At 73.4% G+C, this 19453-nt stretch carries 19 protein-coding genes; 10 read left to right on the plus strand and 9 right to left on the minus strand.

The annotated features are described in order from the left end of the window. Nucleotides 1-143 precede the first annotated feature (143 nt). From U5C87_RS11330 to U5C87_RS11345, 4 genes are all read right to left on the minus strand, one after another. The gene (locus U5C87_RS11330; protein WP_330472701.1) at nt 144-1838 is read right to left on the minus strand and encodes a DUF885 domain-containing protein; all 1695 of its coding nucleotides are present in this window, start codon (nt 1836-1838) and stop codon (nt 144-146) included. A 90-nt stretch (nt 1839-1928) separates the two neighbouring features. Continuing rightward, nucleotides 1929-3677 (minus strand): Stk1 family PASTA domain-containing Ser/Thr kinase, encoded by a 1749-nt coding sequence (gene pknB / locus U5C87_RS11335; RefSeq protein ID WP_330472702.1) that lies wholly within the window; start codon nt 3675-3677, stop codon nt 1929-1931. Nucleotides 3678-3748: 71 nt separating this feature from the next. Continuing rightward, on the minus strand, nt 3749-3982 hold the full coding sequence (locus tag U5C87_RS11340) for an acyl-CoA carboxylase subunit epsilon (protein ID WP_330472703.1): 234 nt from the start codon (nt 3980-3982) through the stop codon (nt 3749-3751). Continuing rightward, complete coding sequence (locus tag U5C87_RS11345; protein WP_330472704.1) at nt 3979-5643, minus strand: acyl-CoA carboxylase subunit beta; 1665 nt, start codon at nt 5641-5643, stop codon at nt 3979-3981. The genes U5C87_RS11340 and U5C87_RS11345 overlap by 4 nt, the downstream gene beginning before the upstream one ends. 24 nt (nt 5644-5667) lie before the next feature. Here U5C87_RS11345 and U5C87_RS11350 point away from each other — a divergent pair, with 24 nt between their 5' ends. The 8 genes from U5C87_RS11350 (at nt 5668) to purE (ending at nt 12919) form a co-directional block, all read left to right on the plus strand. Beyond that, the gene (locus U5C87_RS11350; RefSeq protein WP_330472705.1) at nt 5668-6585 is read left to right on the plus strand and encodes a biotin--[acetyl-CoA-carboxylase] ligase; all 918 of its coding nucleotides are present in this window, start codon (nt 5668-5670) and stop codon (nt 6583-6585) included. A 7-nt stretch (nt 6586-6592) separates the two neighbouring features. Further along, nucleotides 6593-7789 carry an adenylate/guanylate cyclase domain-containing protein gene (locus U5C87_RS11355; RefSeq protein ID WP_330472706.1) on the plus strand — a complete coding sequence of 399 codons (1197 nt, stop codon included), beginning with the start codon at nt 6593-6595 and terminating at the stop codon, nt 7787-7789. A 20-nt stretch (nt 7790-7809) separates the two neighbouring features. Beyond that, on the plus strand, nt 7810-8643 hold the full coding sequence (locus U5C87_RS11360) for an enoyl-CoA hydratase/isomerase family protein (RefSeq protein ID WP_330472707.1): 834 nt from the start codon (nt 7810-7812) through the stop codon (nt 8641-8643). Nucleotides 8644-8751: 108 nt separating this feature from the next. Next, a complete protein-coding gene (locus tag U5C87_RS11365) occupies nt 8752-9429 on the plus strand; it encodes a response regulator transcription factor (protein WP_030203133.1) in 678 nt (225 codons plus the stop codon). 11 nt (nt 9430-9440) lie between these two features. Beyond that, entirely contained in the window at nt 9441-10460 is a 1020-nt protein-coding gene (locus tag U5C87_RS11370; protein ID WP_308423768.1) for a sensor histidine kinase, read from the plus strand. A 36-nt stretch (nt 10461-10496) separates the two neighbouring features. Further along, on the plus strand, nt 10497-11159 hold the full coding sequence (locus tag U5C87_RS11375; protein WP_330472708.1) for a GtrA family protein: 663 nt from the start codon (nt 10497-10499) through the stop codon (nt 11157-11159). Between the two features lie 21 nt (nt 11160-11180). Next, on the plus strand, nt 11181-12377 hold the full coding sequence (locus tag U5C87_RS11380; RefSeq protein WP_330472709.1) for a 5-(carboxyamino)imidazole ribonucleotide synthase: 1197 nt from the start codon (nt 11181-11183) through the stop codon (nt 12375-12377). After that, nucleotides 12374-12919 carry a 5-(carboxyamino)imidazole ribonucleotide mutase gene (gene purE, locus U5C87_RS11385; RefSeq protein ID WP_330472710.1) on the plus strand — a complete coding sequence of 182 codons (546 nt, stop codon included), beginning with the start codon at nt 12374-12376 and terminating at the stop codon, nt 12917-12919. The genes U5C87_RS11380 and purE overlap by 4 nt, the downstream gene beginning before the upstream one ends. A 70-nt stretch (nt 12920-12989) precedes the next feature. Here purE and U5C87_RS11390 read toward each other — a convergent pair whose 3' ends face one another. Continuing rightward, on the minus strand, nt 12990-13664 hold the full coding sequence (locus U5C87_RS11390) for an alpha/beta fold hydrolase (protein WP_330472711.1): 675 nt from the start codon (nt 13662-13664) through the stop codon (nt 12990-12992). Between the two features lie 10 nt (nt 13665-13674). Continuing rightward, nucleotides 13675-14139 (minus strand): CoA-binding protein, encoded by a 465-nt coding sequence (locus U5C87_RS11395; protein WP_330472712.1) that lies wholly within the window; start codon nt 14137-14139, stop codon nt 13675-13677. A 92-nt stretch (nt 14140-14231) separates the two neighbouring features. Between U5C87_RS11395 and U5C87_RS11400 the strand changes: the two genes are divergently transcribed. Then, nucleotides 14232-15251: an LLM class F420-dependent oxidoreductase gene (locus tag U5C87_RS11400; protein ID WP_030203121.1), complete on the plus strand. Its 1020-nt coding sequence runs from the start codon at nt 14232-14234 to the stop codon at nt 15249-15251. An 87-nt stretch (nt 15252-15338) separates the two neighbouring features. Here the strand turns inward: U5C87_RS11400 and U5C87_RS11405 are convergent, their stop codons facing one another. Genes U5C87_RS11405 through U5C87_RS11415 form a run of 3 tightly spaced genes read right to left on the minus strand, consistent with a single transcriptional unit; the run spans nt 15339 to nt 17949 of the window. After that, on the minus strand, nt 15339-16127 hold the full coding sequence (locus tag U5C87_RS11405) for an SDR family oxidoreductase (protein ID WP_330472713.1): 789 nt from the start codon (nt 16125-16127) through the stop codon (nt 15339-15341). Then, nucleotides 16124-16909: an acylneuraminate cytidylyltransferase family protein gene (locus tag U5C87_RS11410; protein ID WP_330472714.1), complete on the minus strand. Its 786-nt coding sequence runs from the start codon at nt 16907-16909 to the stop codon at nt 16124-16126. The genes U5C87_RS11405 and U5C87_RS11410 overlap by 4 nt, the downstream gene beginning before the upstream one ends. Beyond that, nucleotides 16906-17949 (minus strand): Gfo/Idh/MocA family protein, encoded by a 1044-nt coding sequence (locus tag U5C87_RS11415; RefSeq protein ID WP_330472715.1) that lies wholly within the window; start codon nt 17947-17949, stop codon nt 16906-16908. Before U5C87_RS11415 ends, U5C87_RS11410 begins: the two co-directional genes overlap by 4 nt. 53 nt (nt 17950-18002) lie before the next feature. Between U5C87_RS11415 and U5C87_RS11420 the strand changes: the two genes are divergently transcribed. Further along, entirely contained in the window at nt 18003-19439 is a 1437-nt protein-coding gene (locus U5C87_RS11420) for an oligosaccharide flippase family protein (RefSeq protein WP_330472716.1), read from the plus strand. The last annotated feature ends 14 nt before the right edge of the window (nt 19440-19453 follow it).

Here is a 19453-nt window from a genome sequence, read left to right on the forward strand (position 1 = left end):
TCTTCTCCCCTGTGTGAGCTGTTCGGCGCCCGTCGCTGTCGGCGGACGCGGGGTCAGCCTAGGGGCGGTCCGACGTGCTGACCATGGGGAGCGGTACCCACCCTGCACGAAGGCCCCCGACCGGGGGGGCCTTCGTGCAACGCTCAGATCTCCTGCAGGACCGCGCCGCGGAGGGTGTCGAGCCCGACGCCGCCGATGTCGAGGGCGCGGCGGTGGAAGGCCTTGAGGTCGAAGGCGTCACCCTCGCGCTGCCTGACCTCGTCGCGCAGCTGCAGCCAGAGGCGCTCGCCGATCTTGTAGCTCGGCGCCTGCCCCGGCCAGCCGAGGTAGCGGTTGAGCTCGAAGCGCAGGATCTTCTCGTCCATGAAGCCGTAGCGGGTCAGGTAGGTCCAGGCCTTGTCGTAGTCCCATGCTCCGCCACCGACCTCGTCGGGCGCGTCGAAGCCGCAGTGCACGGCGATGTCGATGACGACGCGTGCAGCCCGAAGTGACTGTCCCGCAAGCCAACCCATGCGGTTGCCCGGGTCGTCCATGTAGCCGAGCTCGGCCATGAGCCGCTCGGCGTAGAGGGCCCAGCCCTCGCCGTGGCCGGAGGTCCACGCCTCGAGGCGGCGCCACCGGTTGAGCAGCTCGGAGCGGTAGACCGTCTGGGCCACCTGGAGGTGGTGGCCCGGCACGCCCTCGTGGTAGACGGTCGTCAGCTCGTTCCACGTGCGGAACTCGGTGTTGCCCTTGGGCACGGACCACCACATGCGACCCGGCCGGCTGAAGTCGTCGGACGGCCCGGTGTAGTAGATGCCGCCCGTCTGCGTCGGCGCGATCATGCACTCGATGGTCTGGACGGGACCCGGGATGTCGAAGTGGACGTCCTTGAGGTTCGCGATGACCTCGTCCGCGCGCTCCTGCATCCAGGCCTTGAGCGCGTCGGTGCCGTGGAGCTGGTACTTCTCGTCGGCATCGAGGATCTCGACGCCGCGCTCGACGCTGGCGCCGGCCTCGAGCCCGTCGGCGATCTCGCTCATCTGGGCGTGGAGGCTCGCGACCTCCTGCTGGCCCCACCGGTAGGTCTCCTCGAGGTCGACCGTCGCCCCGAGGAAGTAGCGCGACTCGAGGGCGTAGCGCTCGCGGCCGCACGCGTCGGCCTCGGGGGCGTGCGGCAGCAGCTCGCGCTCGAGCCAGTCCGCCATGGAGCCGTATGCCGCTGCGGCGGCCTGCGCGGACTCGGCGAGCGCCGCCTGCAGCTGGGGCTCGAGCGGCTCGTCGCCGACGCTGGCATCGGCCACCAGCTTGGCGAAGTAGCCGTCGTCCGCGGTGAGGTCACGGGACTGCTCGGCGCAGGCCTCGACCTGCCGGCGCGGCGAGACCTGCCCGCGCTCGCGGGCGAGGAGCAGCGACTCCTGGTAGCCCTCGAGGGCGGCGGGGATCTTGCCCATGCGGGTGGCGAAGACGCGCCAGTCGTCGGCGGTGTGCTGCGGCATGAGGTCGAAGACGTCCCGGACGCTCTGGAGCGGCGAGGCGAGGACGTTGAGCGACATCTCGTCGAGCCCCGCGGCATACCGGTCCTCGGCGAGCTGGAGGCGCTCGGTCATGGCGTCGACGGTGACCCGGTCGACGTCGTCGGCCGGGGCCGCGGCGCCGAGCTGGGCCAGGGTCGCCCGTCGCAGCTCGGAAGCGGCGGCGTTGCCGGCGGGCGAGAGGTCGTCGAGGTCCTCCTCGCCCCCGGGGACGCCGAGATAGGTCGCGTTGATGGGGCTGAGGGCGACGGCGGCATCGAAGTAGGTCTCCGCGATGCGGTCGACGTCGGTGCGCGGTCGCGCGGTCTGGGTGTTGTCGGTCACCCGGCGAAGGTAATCCAGGCCCGGAGCGCGTGCCAGTGCATTGTGGCGCGCACGCGGAAGCCGCCGGCCGCCAGCCGGTGGCGGCGCCGCTCAGTCGCTCTGGTCGGAGGAGTCGCCCTTGCCGCCGCCGGCCACGACGAGCACGACGACCCCGTCGGTCGTCCGGCTGCCGGTCGCGGGCCACGTGGCCAGCACCTGGCCCTCCTTGGCGCCGCCGTCGGACGGGATGGTGACGCGGGTGACCCGGACGTCCTCACGGGCCAGCGTCCGGGTCGCGTCCTTCGCGTCGGTGCCAGCGAGGCCGTCGGGCACGACGAACGAGGAGTTGACGCTGTCGGGCGCGTGGCCGCGGCTGACGACGAGGGCCACGGTCTGCCCCTTGGTCATCGGCTGACCCTCGGCCGGGGACGAGCCCATGACCGAGCCCTCGGGCTCCGCCGACCGGACGAGGACCCAGCGGACGTTGACGCCGAGGCCGATGAGCTGCTTGACCGCGGCCTCGCGCTGCTGGCCGACGAGGCCCGCAGGGACGGCGCTGCCGTCGGCGGGCGGGGCGGTCGTGGGCGGCGCGGAGGGCTTCGACGAGGCGCTCGAGGAGGGACGAGTCCCGGCAGCCGGCGGGGTGGCCGGGTCCGAGCCCGACAGCAGGACGTACGCGAGGACCGCGACGAGGGCCACGACGGCGGCGGCGAGCACCCAGACGACGGCTCCCGGCCCGGAGGGCCGGCGACGCTCGGCGAGGGCCGAGCGGCGGGTCGGGGCGTCACCGGCCGGCCACGGCGCCGAGGGCGTCGAGGGCGACGAAGGCGCTGGCGATGCTGATGGTGCGGCCGGCATCCTGGCCGTGCTGAGGGACGGGTCCGCTGCAGGGCTCGGCATCGCGCGGGTGGCGTCCTTGCCGACGGCCGTCGCCGCCTCGGCGGTGGTGCCCGCGCCGTACATCGCCGCGCCGGCGCCGAGGACCGCGGTCGCGTCGCCCAGCGGCATGGCGCGGGTGGCGGCGTCGGCTGCCGGCTCGTGGCCCTGCAGCGCAGCCGCCATGGCGTCGGCGTCGGGGTAGCGGTCGGCGGGAGACTTGGCCGTGGCCCGTTCGACGACCTCATCGAGGTTCGCCGGCAGGTCGGCGACCCGCGAGCTCGGCAGCGGGACCGGCTCGTCGAGGTGCCGCAGTGCGACCGCGACCGGGGTGTCACCCTCGAACGGGACGGAGCCGGTCAGCATCTGGAAGAGCAGGATGCCGAGCGAGTAGAGGTCCGACGAGGGGGTCGTCGCCTCGCCGCGAGCCTGCTCGGGCGCGACGTACGCGGCGGTCCCCATGACGGTGCCGGTGTCGGTGAGCGACGCCTGCCCGAGGGCCCGGGCGATGCCGAAGTCGGTGACCTTGACGAAGCCGTCGGGCCGGACGATGACGTTGCCGGGCTTGATGTCACGGTGCACGACCCCGGCACGGTGCGCGGTCGCGAGGGCGGCGCAGACCTGCTCGGCGACGCGCACGGCGTCGGCGGGGGTGAGCCGGCCGTGCTCGCGGATCACGTGGGCGAGGTCCTGGCCCTCGGCATACTCCATGACGATGAAGTGGGAGGCGCCGTCGACGCCGTAGTCGTAGACCTGCGCGATGTTCGGGTGCGAGAGCCGGGCCGCGGTGAGGGCCTCGCGACGGAACCGCTCGACGAAGTCCGGGGACTCGGCGAACGCGGGCGAGAGGACCTTGACGGCCACCTGTCGGCCGAGCCGCTCGTCGGTCGCGAGGTGGACCTCACCCATGCCACCGACGGCGATGCGCTCGCCCAGCGAGTAGCGCTGCGCGATGCGGACGGTGGGTGTGGAGTCGACGGACATGGGCAACGAGACTAGGGGAAGCGGCTGTCAGCGGGCCAACCGAAGCGGTCCGCGACCGGGGTCCCGGCGGGTCAGCGCGGCAGGCCCGTGCTCCTCCAGCCGCCATGGCGCGCGGACGGGCCGACCAGCCGGTAGGAGGGATCGGACCAGGCCGACCGCGCGTGCTCCGGGGCGGCCTCGCCGTCGCCGAGCGCGGAGAGCACGACGACGAGCGCGGCGAGCTCCTCGGCAGAGGGGCTGCCGCTCACCCGGATGGCCGCGGCGGTGGCGATCGCGTCGGTGGCCCCGGTCGTGTCGGCGCTCACAGCGGGATGTTCCCGTGCTTCTTGGGCGGCAGCGTCTCGCGCTTGTTCTGCAGCGCGCGCAGGGCCCGGGTGACGTTCATCCGCGTGTTGGACGGGCTGATGACGGTGTCGATGTAGCCGCGCTCGGCAGCGACGTAGGGGTTGGCGAGGGTCTCCTCGTAGTGCGTGATGAGCTGCTGGCGCTGGGCCTCGACGTCGCCGCCCGTCTCCGCGGTGTGCTTGAGCTCCTTGCGGTAGAGGATGTTGACGGCGCCCTGGGCGCCCATGACGGCGATCTGGCCGGTGGGCCACGCGAGGTTGATGTCGGCACCGAGGTGCTTGGAGCCCATGACGTCGTAGGCGCCGCCGTAGGCCTTGCGGGTGATGACGGTGATCTTCGGCACGGTGGCCTCGGCGTAGGCGTAGATGAGCTTGGCGCCGCGACGGATGATGCCGTCCCACTCCTGGCTCGTGCCGGGCAGGAAGCCGGGGACGTCGACGAAAGTCAGCACCGGGACGTTGAAGCAGTCGCACGTGCGCACGAACCGCGCCGCCTTCTCCGAGGCGTCGATGTCGAGGCACCCGGCGAACTGCATCGGCTGGTTGGCGACGACGCCGACGGCCATCCCGTCGATGCGGGCGAAGCCGGTGATGATGTTGGGCGCGAAGAGCGGCTGCACCTCGAGGAACTCGCCGTCGTCGACGACGTGCTCGATGACGTGCTTCATGTCGTAGGGGACGTTGGGTGAGTCGGGGATGCAGGTGTCGAGCCAGAGGTCGTCGTCAGTGACCGACAGGTCGGCCTCGCCCTCGCCGTAGGCGGGCGGGGTCTCCATGTTGTTGCTCGGCAGGTAGGACAGCAGCGCCTTGACGTAGTCGATGGCGTCCTGCTCGTCGGTGCCCATGTAGTGCGCGACGCCCGACTTCGTGTTGTGGGTCTGGGCGCCGCCGAGCTCCTCGAAGCCGACGTCCTCACCCGTCACGGTCTTGATGACGTCGGGGCCGGTGATGAACATGTGCGAGGTCTGGTCGACCATGACGGTGAAGTCGGTGATGGCGGGGGAGTAGACCGCGCCGCCCGCGCACGGGCCCATGACGAGCGAGATCTGCGGGATGACGCCGGACGCGCGGACGTTGCGGAAGAAGATCTCGCCGTAGAGCCCGAGGGAGACGACGCCCTCCTGGATGCGGGCGCCACCGGAGTCGTTGAGGCCGATGACGGGGCAGCCGATCTTCATGGCGAAGTCCATGACCTTGACGATCTTCTCGCCGAAGACCTCGCCGAGCGACCCGCCGAAGACCGTGAAGTCCTGGGCGAAGACGGCGACCTGGCGACCGTCGACCATGCCGTAGCCGGTGACGACGCCGTCGCCGTAGGGGCGGTTCTTCTCCTGGCCGAAGTTGTTGCTGCGGTGCCGGGCGTACTTGTCGAGCTCGATGAAGGTGCCCTCGTCGAGGAGCATCTCGATGCGCTCACGCGCGGTCTTCTTGCCCCGGGCGTGCTGCTTCTCGACGGCCCGCTCCGAGCCGGCGTTGGCCACCTCGGCGACGCGCCGCTTGAGGTCGGCCAGCTTGCCGGCCGTGGTGGAGAGGTCGGGCCCGGGAGCCGCCTGTCCACCCGGCGCCGGGGTGTCGTCCGACGTGCTGGTCGGCTGCTCTGCGACGGCGTGATCGGTTGCCATGGTCGGCACTCTAGCCTTGTGGACGTGCGCGATTCGCTCGACATCGAGACTGTGAGTGCGGCCTTGGTCACGTCCGGACGGCCGTGGCGCGGGGTCGAGTTCCACCCCGCCCTCGGGTCGACCAACACCCGCCTGCGGGAGCTGCTCACCGGGTCGTCCCCGACGAGCGGGGCGTATGCCGTGTCGCCCGGGGATGACGACCGTGGCCTCTGGTGGGTCGTCCTCACCGACCACCAGACCGGCGGGCGCGGACGGCTGGGTCGTGCCTGGACCGTCCCCGACCGGGCGTCCCTCGCCGTCAGCGTCGCGGTGCCCGTCGCGGACGCCGCCCAGGCCGGCTGGATGCCGCTGCTCGCCGGGCTCGCGCTCTCACGTGCCGTGCGCGACGTGACGTCCGCCGAGGGCCACCCCCTGACGGCCCGGCTCAAGTGGCCCAACGACGTGCTGCTCGCCGACGACGGCGACCGCAAGCTGAGCGGCATCCTCTGCGAGCTCGTCACGTCCGGGGGCCGCCAGGCGGTCGTCGTCGGGACCGGCATCAACGTCGACCAGACCCGGGACGAGCTGCCCGTCGACACGGCCACCTCGCTCGCCCTCGCCGGCAGCGCGGTGCGCCGCGAGGACCTGCTGCTCGCCTACCTCGACCACCTCACGGACGTGCTGGCGGGTGCGGGCGCTGGGGTGGGGTCGGGTGCGGGCATGCAGGAGGGCCGTGCGTCGGGGACGGCCGCGCGTGAGGCGGCGCGGACGGCATACCGCCAGGCGTGCTCCACGCTCGGGCTGCAGGTCCGGGTGCACCTGCCAGCCGGGGGCGCGGCCGAGGGCAGCGCCGTCGCGGTCGACGACGACGGGGGACTCGTGGTGCGCACCGCCGACGGGCTGCGGACCTTCGCGGCGGGCGACGTCGTCCACGTCCGACCGGCGGCCGGCGGACTGGCATGATCGCCCCATGACGGAGTCGGGGACGGGCGCCGGCCCGCTCGAACCGGCCGAACCGGCCGAGGCGGTCCAGCCGCTCGAGCCGGTCGGGCGAGCGAACGAGGACTTCACCGAGCAGCTGCTCGGGCGCCCCCTCGACCTGCGCCGCCGGGACGTGAGCCGCGGGGCCGAGGTGTCCCTGCTGTCGGCGCGCAAGTTCTGGCACGCGCTGGGCTTCCCCGTGGTCGACACCGACGACGAGCTGTTCACCGAGGCCGACCAGAAGGCGCTCGCCGCGGTCGCCGGCATCGTGCGGGACGGCCTGCTCGACGAGTCCACGGCGCTCGCCATGACGCGCGCCTTCGCCCGCTCGGCCGACCGCCTGGCCGGCTGGCAGTCGCAGCTCATCGCCGAGGCGGTCGAGACCCACATGACCGCGGCGCTCGCCGACGAGGGCGACGACCAGCACGAGTCGCGCTCGGTGCCGAGCCTCGAGACGGCCACCGAGACGGCCAAGCGGCTCGCGGTCCTCACCGACCGCCTCGAGCCGCTCCTCGTCTACGCCTGGCGCCGGCACCTGTCGGCCACGGTGGCCCGCATGCTCGCCGACGCCGACCCCGAGGCGTACGGCATGACGAAGATGCGCTCGGTCGGCTTCGCGGACCTCGTCAACTTCACGGCGCTCGTGCGCCGGATGTCCGAGCGCGACCTCGCGCGGCTCGTCTCCCGGTTCGAGGCGCTCTCGGCCGACGTCATCACCGCCCACGGCGGTCGCCTCATCAAGACCGTCGGTGACGAGGTGCTCTTCACGACGATGGGCGCCGCTCCGGCCGCGGCCATCGCGCTCGACCTCGTCGAGACGATGACGAACGACGACGTGCTGCCCGACGTGCGGTGCGGCATGGCCCGCGGCCCGATCATCTCCCGGCTCGGCGACGTCTTCGGCACGACCGTCAACCGGGCCTCGCGGCTGACCGCGGTCGCCCAGGCCGGCAGCGTGCTCGTCGACGCGACGATGGCACGCGAGCTCGCCAGCCTCTCCGGCTTCGAGCTGACGGGACAGCGCCGCCGCATCCTGCGCGGGGTCGGACCCGTCACGCCCTCGCTGCTGCGCCGCGCCACGTCGGCCGGCCGCCGCTCGGTCTCGGGGGCTCCCACCCCGGCAGACGCGGAACCCGCCGCACGCATCGAACCGCCAGACCGAACCGGCCCGCGCACCGACGCGTGAGCCCTGAAGGAGACCGACGTATGCCGTCAACGCCGACTGCGCCCACCGGAGCCGACGCCACCGCCCCCCTCGTACGCGTCGAGCGCTTCGAGGACCCGGGCCTCGCGCACGTGGCCGAGATCGTCCTCGACCGCCCCCAGGCCATGAACGCCGTGTCGACGGAGATGGCGCGCGCCATCGCCGCGGCGACGGCGCAGGTGGCCGCCGACGAGACCGTGCGCTGCGTCGTGCTGACGTCGAGCCACGCCAAGGCCTTCTGCGTCGGTGCCGACCTCAAGGAGCGCAACGCCTTCTCCGACGCCGACCTCATGGCGCAACGTCCCGTCGCGCGGGCGGCCTACGGCGGCGTGCTCGACCTGCCCGTGCCGGCCATCGCGGCGGTCGACGGCTTCGCCCTCGGGGGCGGCTTCGAGCTGGCCCTGTCGTGCGACGTCGTCGTCGCGGGGGAGGGCGCGGTGGTCGGGCTGCCCGAGGTGAGCGTCGGCGTCATCCCGGGCGGGGGCGGCACGCAGCTGCTCGTGCGCCGGGTCGGCTGGTCACGCGCGGCCCGCGCGATCTTCAGCGCCGCGCGCCTCTCGGCCGGGGAGGCCCTCGAGCTCGGTGCCGTCGACGAGGTGGTGCCCGCCGGCTCGGCCCGTGACGCGGCCCTGGAGCTGGCCCGGACCATCGCGGCCAACTCGCCCGTCGGGCTGCGCAACGCCAAGCGCGCGATGCGTCTGGGCGCCGACGTCGGCCTCGACGCGGGCCTCGAGATCGAGGACGGCTGCTGGCGCGCCACGGCCTTCTCCGGCGACCGGCGCGAGGGCGTCGCCGCCTTCGCCGAGAAGCGTCGTCCCGTCTGGCCCGGTCGCTGAGGAGCGGCAACCCGGACCACCGGGGCGTCAGGGTGCAATTCGGGCCGATGTCGATAGGCTCACCACGGTCGGTGCGCCCCCGGACCGGCAGATCTTGAGGACGGTGACATGACCCGAGTGCTCCTGGCGGAGGACGACCCAGCCATCTCCGAACCGCTGGCCCGTGCGCTGCGGCGGGAGGGCTACGACGTCGACGTGCGCGAGGACGGCCTCGCCGCCCTCGACGGTGCCAAGGAGAACCCCGACCTCGTGCTCCTCGACCTGGGGCTGCCGAAGATCGACGGGCTCGAGGTGTGCCGCCGCATCCGCGCCGAGGGCCGCGCCATCCCGGTGCTCATCCTCACGGCCCGCGCCGACGAGGTCGACACCGTCGTGGGGCTCGACGCCGGCGCCGACGACTACGTCACCAAGCCCTTCCGTCTCGCCGAGCTGCTCGCCCGCGTCCGGGCCCTGCTGCGCCGCACCCCCACCGAGGTGGTCGCGTCCGGCGAGCTCGTCCGCATCGACTCCGACGGACGGCGTGCCTGGTTCAAGGGCGAGGAGCTGCAGCTGACCGCCAAGGAGTTCGACCTGCTGCGCGTCCTCGTGCGCGAGCAGGGCAAGGTCGTCTCCCGCGAGCAGCTGATGCGCGAGATCTGGGACACCGCGTGGTTCGGGTCGACCAAGACCCTCGACATGCACATCTCGGTGCTGCGCCGGAAGCTCGGGGACGACGCGACCTCCCCGCAGTACATCGCCACCGTCCGTGGTGTCGGCTTCCGCTTCGAGCGACCCCAGGCCGACTGACCGTGCGCCGGGTGCTCGACCGGATGGCCCTCGTCGCGGCAGTCGTCTGCGCCGGGTTGTTCGTCCTGCTCTCGACGGTCGTCGTCGGCTTCGCCGTGACGCAGCGGCCGGACTCCGTCAGGACGTGGATCGCGTCGGACCCCTCCGTCGGCATCGGTCGCTTCGGTGCCGTCATGCTCGCCATCGGCGCGATCAGCGGCGCCGCCGCCTACCTCGTCACGCTGGGGACCCGCACCCACGTCGAGCGGTCGTCTCAGGAGCTCGTGCAGCTCGCCGACCGCTTCGCCGCGGGCGAGGCGCGCCTGACGCCGGTGCACTCGGACATCGACGAGATTGACCACGTGTCGGGGGTGATGAACCGCCGGGCCCACGACATGACGAAGTCGCTGGCCGCCGAGCGCGACTTCGCCGCCGACGCCTCCCACCAGCTGCGCACGCCCCTGACCGCCCTGCTCATGCGCCTCGAGGAGATCTCCGAGACCGACGACGCCGAGGTGGTCAAGGAGGAGGCGACCATCGCGATCGCCCAGGTCGAGCGGCTGACCCGGGTCGTCGACGACCTGCTCGGTCGCACTCGGGGCTCCGGCGGGCCCTCGCCGGCGGTGTCGCTCGACTCGGTCATCGCCGCCCTCCAGCGCGAGTGGCAGCCCGCCTTCGAGCAGGCCCGCCGCTCGGTGCGGGTGCGCGGGGAGCGCGGCCTCTTCGTCCGGTCGACGCCGGTCGCCCTCTCGCAGGTGCTCTCGACCCTGCTCGAGAACTCCCTCGTGCACGGGCGGGGGACCGTCGACGTCCACGCCCGCCGGTCGGGGCCGTCGGTCATCGTCGAGGTCAGCGACCAGGGCGACGGCGTGCCGGCCGCGATGGCGCCGCACATCTTCGAGCGCTCGGTGAGCAGCGGAGCCGGTGGCAGCACCGGCCTCGGGCTGGCCCTCGCGCGCGACCTCGCCGAGTCCAACGGCGGCCGCCTCGACCTCGTCCAGGCCCAGCCCGCCCGCTTCGCGCTGTTCCTCTCCGAGGCCGAGACTGACTGACCGGAAAGGCACGGCGACGCGGGGTAGGGTTCGCGCGTGAGGCGCCTGCATGAGTTCCTGTTCGTGCGCCACCGGCACAACTGGCTGCTGCTGCTCCGGTTCGCGGTGGTGGGCGCCTCAGGCGTGCTCGTCAACCTGCTGACCCTCGTCGTGGTGAAGAAGCTCGGGCCCGGCTTCGACCAGGCGATCCTCCCGGTGCCGGGGACCGACTTCAACGTCCGCTGGTACCACGTGTACTCGACGATCGCCTTCCTCGTGGCCAACCTCTGGAACTTCCAGCTCAACCGCACGTGGACCTTCCGCACGAGCAAGCACGCCCGGTGGTGGCACGAGTACTGGCCGTTCCTCGCCGTCGGCCTGCTCGGCCAGGTCGTCGGCCTCGTGCTGCTGACCCTGCTCATGCACCTCGACTCGCCGATCCACCTCTCGCCGACGCTCCTCGACGACTCCACCGGCTTCCGGACCCGGCTCTACTGGGCGCAGCTCATCGTCATCGCCGTCGTGACCCCGGTGTCGTTCGTGCTCAACAAGCTGTGGACGTTCGCGGCCGTGCGCACCCACCACCCCGACCTCGCCGATCCCAGCCACGTCGAGGCCGTCCTCACCGACGAGGCCGAGCAGGCCGCCGCGACGGCCGCGGCGGCCGGAGCAGGCAGCAGCGGAGGCGCCGTCCCGGGCCGCCACGACCCCCACGCCTGACGCCGACTACGCTTGGGCGGCGTGAGCCAGCCGAAGCGCGCCCCCGGAGGATTTCCCGTCGTCGGTGTCGTGGGCGGCGGTCAACTCGCCCGCATGATGCAGGGCCCGGCCGTCGAGCTGGGCGTCCAGCTGTCGGTCCTCGCCGAGAGCGACACCGCAGCAGCGGCGCTCGTCGTGCCGAGCTCCCCGGTGGGGGAGCACACCGACCTCGAGGCCCTGCGGGCCTTCGCCGCGCACTGCGACGTCGTGACCTTCGACCACGAGCACGTGCCGCCGCACCTGCTCGAGGCGCTCGAGGCCGACGGCGTGGCCCTGCACCCGACGCGGGCCGCGCTGCACTTCGCCCAGGACAAGCTCGCGATGCGCGAGCGGCTCTCGGGCCTCGGCATCGCCTGCCCGCGCTGGTCGCGCGCCACGACCGCGGCGGAGGTCACGGCCTTCGGCGACGAGGTCGGCTGGCCGATCATCGCCAAGACCCCCCGGGGCGGCTACGACGGCAAGGGCGTCTCCGTCGCGTCGAGCGCCGACGACCTCACCGAGTGGATCTCGCGCATCGGTGAGCCCGGCCCGCTCGAGCACGGCCTGCTCCTCGAGGAGAAGGTCGACTTCGTCCGCGAGCTCGCGGTCCTCATCGCCCGCAGCCCGTCCGGCCAGGCCGCGGCGTGGCCCGTCGTCGAGACGGTCCAGACCGACGGCATCTGCACCGAGGTGCTCGCGCCCGCTCCGGCCCTCGACGCGGACCTCGCCTCGGTCGCCACCGAGGCCGCCCTCCGGATCGCCGGCGAGCTCGGCGTGACCGGCGTGCTCGCCGTCGAGATGTTCGAGGTGCGCGGCGCGACGGGTGACGCCTCGTCCTACGTGGTCAACGAGCTCGCGATGCGCCCGCACAACAGCGGCCACTGGTCGATGGACGGCGCCGTCACCGGCCAGTTCGAGCAGCACCTGCGCGCCGTCCTCGACCTCCCGCTCGGCGACCCCCGGCCCCGCGCCCCGTGGACCGTCATGGCCAACGTCCTCGGCGGCGACTACGAGCACCTCTACCCGGCCTACCGGCACATCATGGCGCGCGACCCCGGCGCCAAGGTCCACGTCTACGGCAAGGGCGTGCGCCCCGGCCGCAAGATCGGCCACGTCAACGTCAGCGGGACCGACCTCGACGACGTGCGCGAGCGGGCGGGCCACGCCGCCGACTACCTCCGAGGAGTGATCACCGAATGACCGAGAGCGCCACCAGCCCCACCCCGCCGGTCGTCGGCATCGTCATGGGCAGCGACAGCGACTGGCCCGTCATGCGCGAGGCCGCCCGGGCGCTCGAGGAGTTCGGCATCCCCTACGAGGCCGACGTCGTCTCGGCGCACCGGATGCCCGACGAGATGATCGCCTACGGCCAGGGCGCCGCCGCCCGTGGCCTGCGGGTCGTCATCGCCGGCGCCGGCGGGGCCGCGCACCTGCCCGGCATGCTCGCCTCGGTGACGCCGCTGCCCGTCGTCGGCGTGCCCGTGCCGCTGAAGTACCTCGACGGCATGGACTCACTGCTCTCCATCGTCCAGATGCCCGCCGGGGTGCCCGTCGCGACGGTGTCGATCGGCGGCGCCCGCAACGCCGGTCTGCTGGCCGCCCGCATCGTCGGCACCGGCGGCGACGAGCTGGCGGCCGACGTCCGCGAGCAGATGGTCACCTTCCAGGCCGACCTGCGCGACCAGGCCCACGCCAAGGGAGCGGCCCTGCGCGAGCAGGTCGCCCGCGGTCTGTCCGACTGAGCCACCGCCCCGCCGCAGGGGAGTGTGGACGGGACCGACGGCATACGCCCTCGGGTCGGTCGCCCTCTGGTCAGTCGGGCTCGGCGAGGAAGCCGCGCACGGCGGCCGTGAACACGGCGGGCTGGGCGGCGTGGACCAGGTGGCCCGCGTCGATGCGCAGCAGGCGACCGTCGGCCACGGTCTCGGCCATCTGCCTGACGTGCTCGGCCGGCATCGGGCTGCTCGGGCCACCCCACACCACGAGCGTGGGAGCGGTGACGGCGGCGACGATGCTGGGCCAGCGGGGGTCGGGATCGTCGATCTGCGCCCGCACCTGCAGCACGGCGTCCCAGTCGTAGGCGAGCTCGCCGTCCGGTCGCGTCGGTGGCCGAGGCTCCCGAGGGTGCGGCACGGGCACGTCCTCGAGCACGAGCCGGCGCACGAGGTCGGGCCGGCGGCTCGCGAGCAGGCACGCCACGAGACCACCGAGGGAGTGCGCGACGACGTCGGCCGGCCTCCCGTGCTCGGTCGCAAGGCTCGCGGCGACGGGCAGGACGTCGTCCGCCAGCTCCGGCAGGGCGTAGCTGCCCGGCCGGGGACTCGCGCCGTGGCCGCGCAGGTCGACGGCGACGACGAGCCGGTCGCGCGCCAGGCCGGCGCCCACCTGCGCCCAGTCCGCCGACGTCTCGCCCGTCGCGTGGACGAGGAGGACGGGCGGGAGCGCGCCGGGCTCGCCCCAGCGCCGCGTGAAGAGCCGGACCGCCACCGGGTGGACGTCAGTCGGTGACGGCGGACGAGCCGTCGCCGGGCTGGATCCGGGGGTACTCGATCTTGGGGCACGTGTCCATGACGACCGCGAGCCCGGCGGCCTCGGCGCGGGCCGCGGCCTCCTCGTCGATGACGCCGAGCTGGAGCCACAGGGCCTCGATGCCGAGCCGCTCGCGCTCGGCGATCGCCTCGTCGACGACCGCGCCGACCCGCTCGCTGTTGACGAAGCAGTCGACGACCTTGACGACGGTGCCGTCGGGGATGTCGGTCAGCGTCTTGTAGCCCGTCGCTCCGTGGACCTTCGCCGCGCTCGGGTGCACGGGCACGAGCCGGATGCCGAGCTCGCGCTGGAGCCACAGGGAGACGCGGTACGCCGTGCGGTCGGGGTTGTCGCCGAGCCCGACGACGGCCCACGTGGCCGGGGTGTGCAGCAGGTCCCGGATGACGTTCGGGTCGTTGTGGTGCGCACTCATGCCGCCATCCTCACACGGGGCCCGTGGCATCGTCGCCCGCGGCGCCGGATCGGCCCGGGACCGGGCTCGGGCGAGCGTGGTTGGATGGCTGGATGCGATTCGGAATGTTCGTTCCCCAGGGCTGGCGGATGGATCTCGTCGGCATCGAGCCTGCCCGCCAGTGGGAAGTCATGGTCAACCTCGCCAAGCACGCCGACGACGGCGACGTCTTCGAGTCCATCTGGGTCTACGACCACTTCCACACGGTGCCGCAGCCCTCGGGCGAGGCGACGCACGAGGCGTGGTCGCTCATGGCCGGCTTCGGCGCCGCCACGAGCCGGGTGCGGCTCGGCCAGATGTGCACGTGCATGGCCTACCGCAACCCTGCCTACCTCGCGAAGGTCGCCGCGACCGTCGACGTCATCTCCGGTGGCCGCACCGAGATGGGCATCGGCGCCGGCTGGTACGAGCACGAGTGGCGCGCCTACGGCTACGGCTTCCCCAAGGCCGGTGACCGCCTCGGCGCGCTCCGCGAAGGTGTGCAGGTCTTCCGCGACATGTGGACCACGGGCGAGGCCACGCTCGACGGGAAGTACTACCAGGTCGACGGCGCCCTCTGCGCGCCGCGGCCGCTGCAGGGCACGAGCCACCCGGGCAGCGCGCTCAACGGCATCCCGATGTGGATCGCCGGTGGCGGCGAGAAGGTGACGCTGAAGATCGCGGCGGAGTACGCCGACTACACGAACTTCGACGGCAGCCCCGAGGGCTTCGACCACAAGAGCGAGATCCTCAAGGGCCACTGCGACGACCGCGGCCGCGACTTCGGCGAGATCGTCCGGTCGGCCAACTACAACGTCGTCATCGGCGAGACCGACGCCGACGTCGAGGACCGCCTCCAGTTCTACGGCGAGCTGCTGCGCAAGGGCGGCGTCGCCGACGACAAGGCCGCCGCCTCCGTCGAGGACCTGCGCAAGCAGCCGGCGGTCGGCACGCCCGACAAGATCGTCTCGATGTTCACGGACATGCAGGCGCGCGGGATGACGTATGCCATCACCTACTTCGCCGAGGCCGCCTACGACCGCTCGGGCATCGAGCTCTTCGAGCAGACGGTCGCCCCCGAGCTCAAGGGCTGACCTCAGCCGAGTCAGCGGAGTCCACGCGCGTTCGAGGTGATGCCGGTACCCACCCGGGTGCCGGCATCACCTCGAGCCGCGGGTCGTCTACCAGGCGGTCCAGCCGCCGTCGACGGCGACGACCTGGCCGGTGACGTAGGCCGACGCGTCCGAGGCGAGCCACGTGACGACGCCCCGGAAGTCGTCCTCGGTGCCCATCCGGCCCAGCGGCGTCAGCCGCTCGTAGCGCTCGACGAACGCGTCGTCCTGGCCACGGGCGATGCCGCCGGGGGCGAACGCGTTGACCCGGACGTCGGGCGCCAGCACGGTCGAGAGGTAGCGGGTCAGCTGGGCGATGCCGCCCTTGCTCGCGGCATAGGCCGCGGGGTTGCCCATCCGGGTGCCCGCGTAGAGACCCATGTTCGGCCCGACGAGGCCGTAGATGCTCGAGACGTTGACGACGCTGCCGTGGCCCGACGCGCGCAGGAGCGGCGCGAGCCGGCGCGTCAGCGAGAAGGGCGCCGTGAGGTTGAGGGCCAGCGCCATCGCGAAGGCGTCGTCGGTCTGCTCGTCGAACGGCACGGCATACCCGGGCACGCCGGACGTGCCGGTGAAGGCTGCGTTGTTGACCAGGACGTCACACGCGCCGAGGTCGTGGACGGACTCGACGACCCGTGAGAGGCCTTCGGGCTCAAGGAGGTTCGCGCCGACCGGGACATGGCCGGACCCGCTGAGCGAGTCGGCGGCGTCAGCGCAGGCGGCGTCGTCCAGGTCGACGACGACGACGCGCGCACCCTCGGTCGCCAGGGCGTCGGCGAGCACGCGGCCGAGGGGGCCGGCGCCTCCGGTCACGACGGCGGTGCGCCCGCTGAGCGAGGTCGTGGGGGCGGTCGTCATGAGCGGTCCTCCGTCGCGGTGGCGGTGCCGGGGACGTCGAGCCACGGCAGGGTGATGAGTCCCGCGCCGATGAGCGCCTCGATGAGCCGGAACTCGTACTCGTCGTCGATCGAGAACGCCTGGGCTTCCGGGATCTCGAGGCCCTCGTGGGTGCCCTCGTCGAACCACGAGGCCTGCAGGCGCCGCACGAAGTCGGAGCGCCACAGGTAGAAGTTGCCGTTGATCCGCAGGAAGCGGTCGACGTCCTGGCGCCGGGTCACCCCGGTGCCGGAGTCGAAGAAGCGGGAGAGTGCGCCACCCCGACCTGCGTCGGGGCGCACCCCGACCCAGACCGGGTTGAAGGTCGGCTCGCTGACGCTGATGACGCCGTCGAGGTCCGGGTTCGTCGTGAGGCGGCGCACGGCCTGCGCGAGCTGCGCCGGCACCCGCGCGGGGCTCGTCGGGTCGAGGAGCAGCACAGCGTCGTAGGCCACGTCCTCCTCGCGCTCGACCCACTCGAGGGCGTGACGCACGACCGGCGCCATCGGGGTGTCGTCGGCGGCGAGCTCGGCCGGTCGCAGGAAGGGAGCCTCGCCGCCGTGCGTGCGGACGACGTCCGCGATCTCGGCCGAGTCGGTCGTGACGACACAGCGGGTCACCTCTGGCGTCAGCGCCGCGGCCCGCACGCTGTGGGCGATGAGCGGGAGACCCCACATCGGCCGGATGTTCTTGCCCGGCAGGCCTTTCGAGCCGCCGCGTGCGGGGATGACCGCGAGGACGCGGGGTGGGTGCTGGTCGGTCACGTGCCGTCCTCGGTGTCGGTGCGGATGGTGGTGCTGCTCCGTGCGTCGGCCGCGACGCGGGCCTCGTCGCAGAGCCGCACGGCGGCGATGCCCTCGGCGAGCGTGGCCGGCGCGCCGCGGGCGACGCGCTCGTCCGCCGGGCCCGTCGGGCGCAACGTCATCGCGGCGCGCGCCTGGGTGCCCATGACGATGTCGCGGTCGAGGTCGTGCTCGAAGACTTGCTCGGTCACGTCGCCGTCGGGTGTGGTGTGGCGCACGGTGGCGCGCGCGACGTCCCACTCGAGGATGCCGTCGGGGGAGTGCACGACGACGCCTCGGGTCGCGGGGCGGGTGATGTAGTCGAGGCGGGTCGTCACGTCGAACGAGCCCGCCGTCCACAGCAGGGTGGCGGCCTGCTCGGCGGCCATCTCGAGCGGACCGCCCGTCGCCAGGCTGGCGCCGAGGAGCGCCGGCTCGCCGAACAGCACCGTGGCGTAGTCGATCTCGTGGACGAGGTCGCGCAGCACCCCGCCCTCGTCGGCGCGGGCCGAGTAGGACTCGCGGTAGTCGCGGTCGGGCCGCCAGTCGGGCAGCCACGACTGCGACCAGACGTGGGCCGATCCGCCGCGGTCGAGGCGGCCGACGAGACGGCGCAGGTGCCGGAACGCCTCGTGGGCACGCAGCGGCGCCGCGACCCACACCGACGTGTGCCGCGGGTGCTCGAGCAGCGCGCGGGCGTCGTCGGCGGTCGGGGCCACGGGCTTCTCGACGAGCACCTTCTCGGCGCCGGCGTCGAGCGCCTCGATCGCGTCGGCCACGTGGCGGGCCGTGTCGGTGGCGACGACGACGAAGGCGTCACGGAGGGACTCGGGGCCTGCCGCGTCACCGAGCAGGTGCGCGCCGGTCGCCTCGTCCACGGCGTCGGGCGCGGGGTTCCGGTCGCGCACGGGCCACAGCGAGACGTCCGCGCCCTCCTGGCGGAAGACGCGCGCGTGGCGCTGCCCGATCGAGCCGGAGCCGCGGACGACGACACGGGGTGTGGAGGTCGGCAGGCTGGACACCCCTGCAGGCTAGAGGACGAGGGGGTGGCCCGCGCACCGGTACCTTCGGGTCTGTGACGAGCGCGCCCGAAGGCACCGAACCGACCGCAGACCGTTCCGGCGCCTCGCTCGGAGCGCACTCCGTCGTCTACCTCGTCGGCACCGCTCTACAGGGCCTCGGCGTCCTGCTCGTGCTGCCCTTCGCCACCCGCGTGCTCGGCGAGATCGAGTTCGGCCGCGTGGCAACGGGTCTCGTCATCGTGCAGATGGTCGGCACCATCGCAGCTGCCGGTCTGCCCCAAGTCGTGCTCCGCGAGCACCACCGGGGCGAGGACGGCCCCCGCGTCGCGCGCGCCCTCGCCGGGACGATGGTGCTCCTCGCCGTCGGCCTCGGCGTCGTCGGGCTGGCCCTGGCGCTCGCGCTCTCCGCAGCCGGCCACGCCGACCTCGGGCAGTGGGTGCCGCTCGTCGTCGCGGCGGTGGCGCTGACGACGGTCGTCGCCGGCCAGACCCTGATGCGGGCCCGCCTGAAGCCGTGGGGCTTCCTCGCCCTCGCCGTCCTCGCGACGGTCGGCGCCCAGCTCGCGGGACTGCTCGCGGCGCGGGGCGAGCCGACGTCTGGGAGGTACCTCACGGCATACGCCGTCGTCGTCGTGCTCACCGCGGTCGTCGCGCTCGTGGTCGGCCGTCCGCTGCCACCGACCGTCGAGCGCGAACGCGTGCGCGCGGGCATCCGTCTCGCCGCCCCGCTGCTGCCGCAGGCGGCCGCGATGCTCGGGCTGCTCTCCGGGGACGTGCTGCTCGCGCGGCTGCTCGTCGGAGAGTCCGGCGCCGGCCGCTACCAGGTGGCGCTCCAGCTGGGGAACATGCCGTTCGTCCTGTCCGTCGCGCTCTTCAACGCGTGGGGCCCGCTCGTGCTGTCCCACCCCATCGGGAGCCGCTGGGCGTGGACGGCCCGCACCGGGACCGCCCTGACGACGGTCGTCGCGGCCGGCGCCGCGGGCGTGGCGCTGCTCGGGCCGTGGCTCGTCGCCGTCATGGCCGACCCGGGCTTCGACCACGTCTCGATGGTCGCCGCGCTCGGGGTCATCTGCACGGTGTCGGTGTCGTACATGCTCTACCAGGGCTCGTCGCTCGCCGTGCTCGACGCGGAGCGCACCGGCCGGCTGGCCTGGGCGGCTCTTGCCGCGCTCGCCGTCGTCGTCCTCGTCGCGCTGTGGCTCGCGCCGGGCGCCGGGGCGACCGGTGGGGTCGTCGGGGTCGCGATCGCCAAGGCCGTCGGCTACGTCGTGCTCATGGCGCTGACCACGTGGTTCGCCCGCACCCACTCGCCGCTGCGCTGGCCCCCGCGCGCCGCTGCCGTGGCCGTGGGCGGTGTCGCGCTCGCGCTCGTCGGCGCGGTGCTGCCGCTCGACGGACCGGCGGCCTGGGCGCGGGTCGCCCTCGCGCTGCTCGTCGCCGTGGCCGCGGCGGCGCTCGCACCGCGGATCGTGAGCACGCTGCGCGGCTAGGATGGGGCGCTCGC

The organism is Terrabacter sp. C0L_2, assembly GCF_036352015.1.
Lineage (GTDB): Bacteria > Actinomycetota > Actinomycetes > Actinomycetales > Dermatophilaceae > Terrabacter > Terrabacter tumescens.

Excerpts from the sequence above, each read along its gene's own strand:
- U5C87_RS11405 (WP_330472713.1), bottom strand. The coding sequence starts at position 16,127 with ATGACGACCGCCCCCACGACCTCGCTCAGCGGGCGCACCGCCGTCGTG.
- U5C87_RS11400 (WP_030203121.1), top strand. The coding sequence starts at position 14,232 with ATGCGATTCGGAATGTTCGTTCCCCAGGGCTGGCGGATGGATCTCGTC.
- U5C87_RS11360 (WP_330472707.1), top strand. The coding sequence starts at position 7,810 with ATGCCGTCAACGCCGACTGCGCCCACCGGAGCCGACGCCACCGCCCCC.
- pknB (WP_330472702.1), bottom strand. The coding sequence starts at position 3,677 with ATGTCCGTCGACTCCACACCCACCGTCCGCATCGCGCAGCGCTACTCG.
- U5C87_RS11345 (WP_330472704.1), bottom strand. The coding sequence starts at position 5,643 with ATGGCAACCGATCACGCCGTCGCAGAGCAGCCGACCAGCACGTCGGAC.
- purE (WP_330472710.1), top strand. The coding sequence starts at position 12,374 with ATGACCGAGAGCGCCACCAGCCCCACCCCGCCGGTCGTCGGCATCGTC.
- U5C87_RS11355 (WP_330472706.1), top strand. The coding sequence starts at position 6,593 with ATGACGGAGTCGGGGACGGGCGCCGGCCCGCTCGAACCGGCCGAACCG.
- U5C87_RS11365 (WP_030203133.1), top strand. The coding sequence starts at position 8,752 with ATGACCCGAGTGCTCCTGGCGGAGGACGACCCAGCCATCTCCGAACCG.
- U5C87_RS11395 (WP_330472712.1), bottom strand. The coding sequence starts at position 14,139 with ATGAGTGCGCACCACAACGACCCGAACGTCATCCGGGACCTGCTGCAC.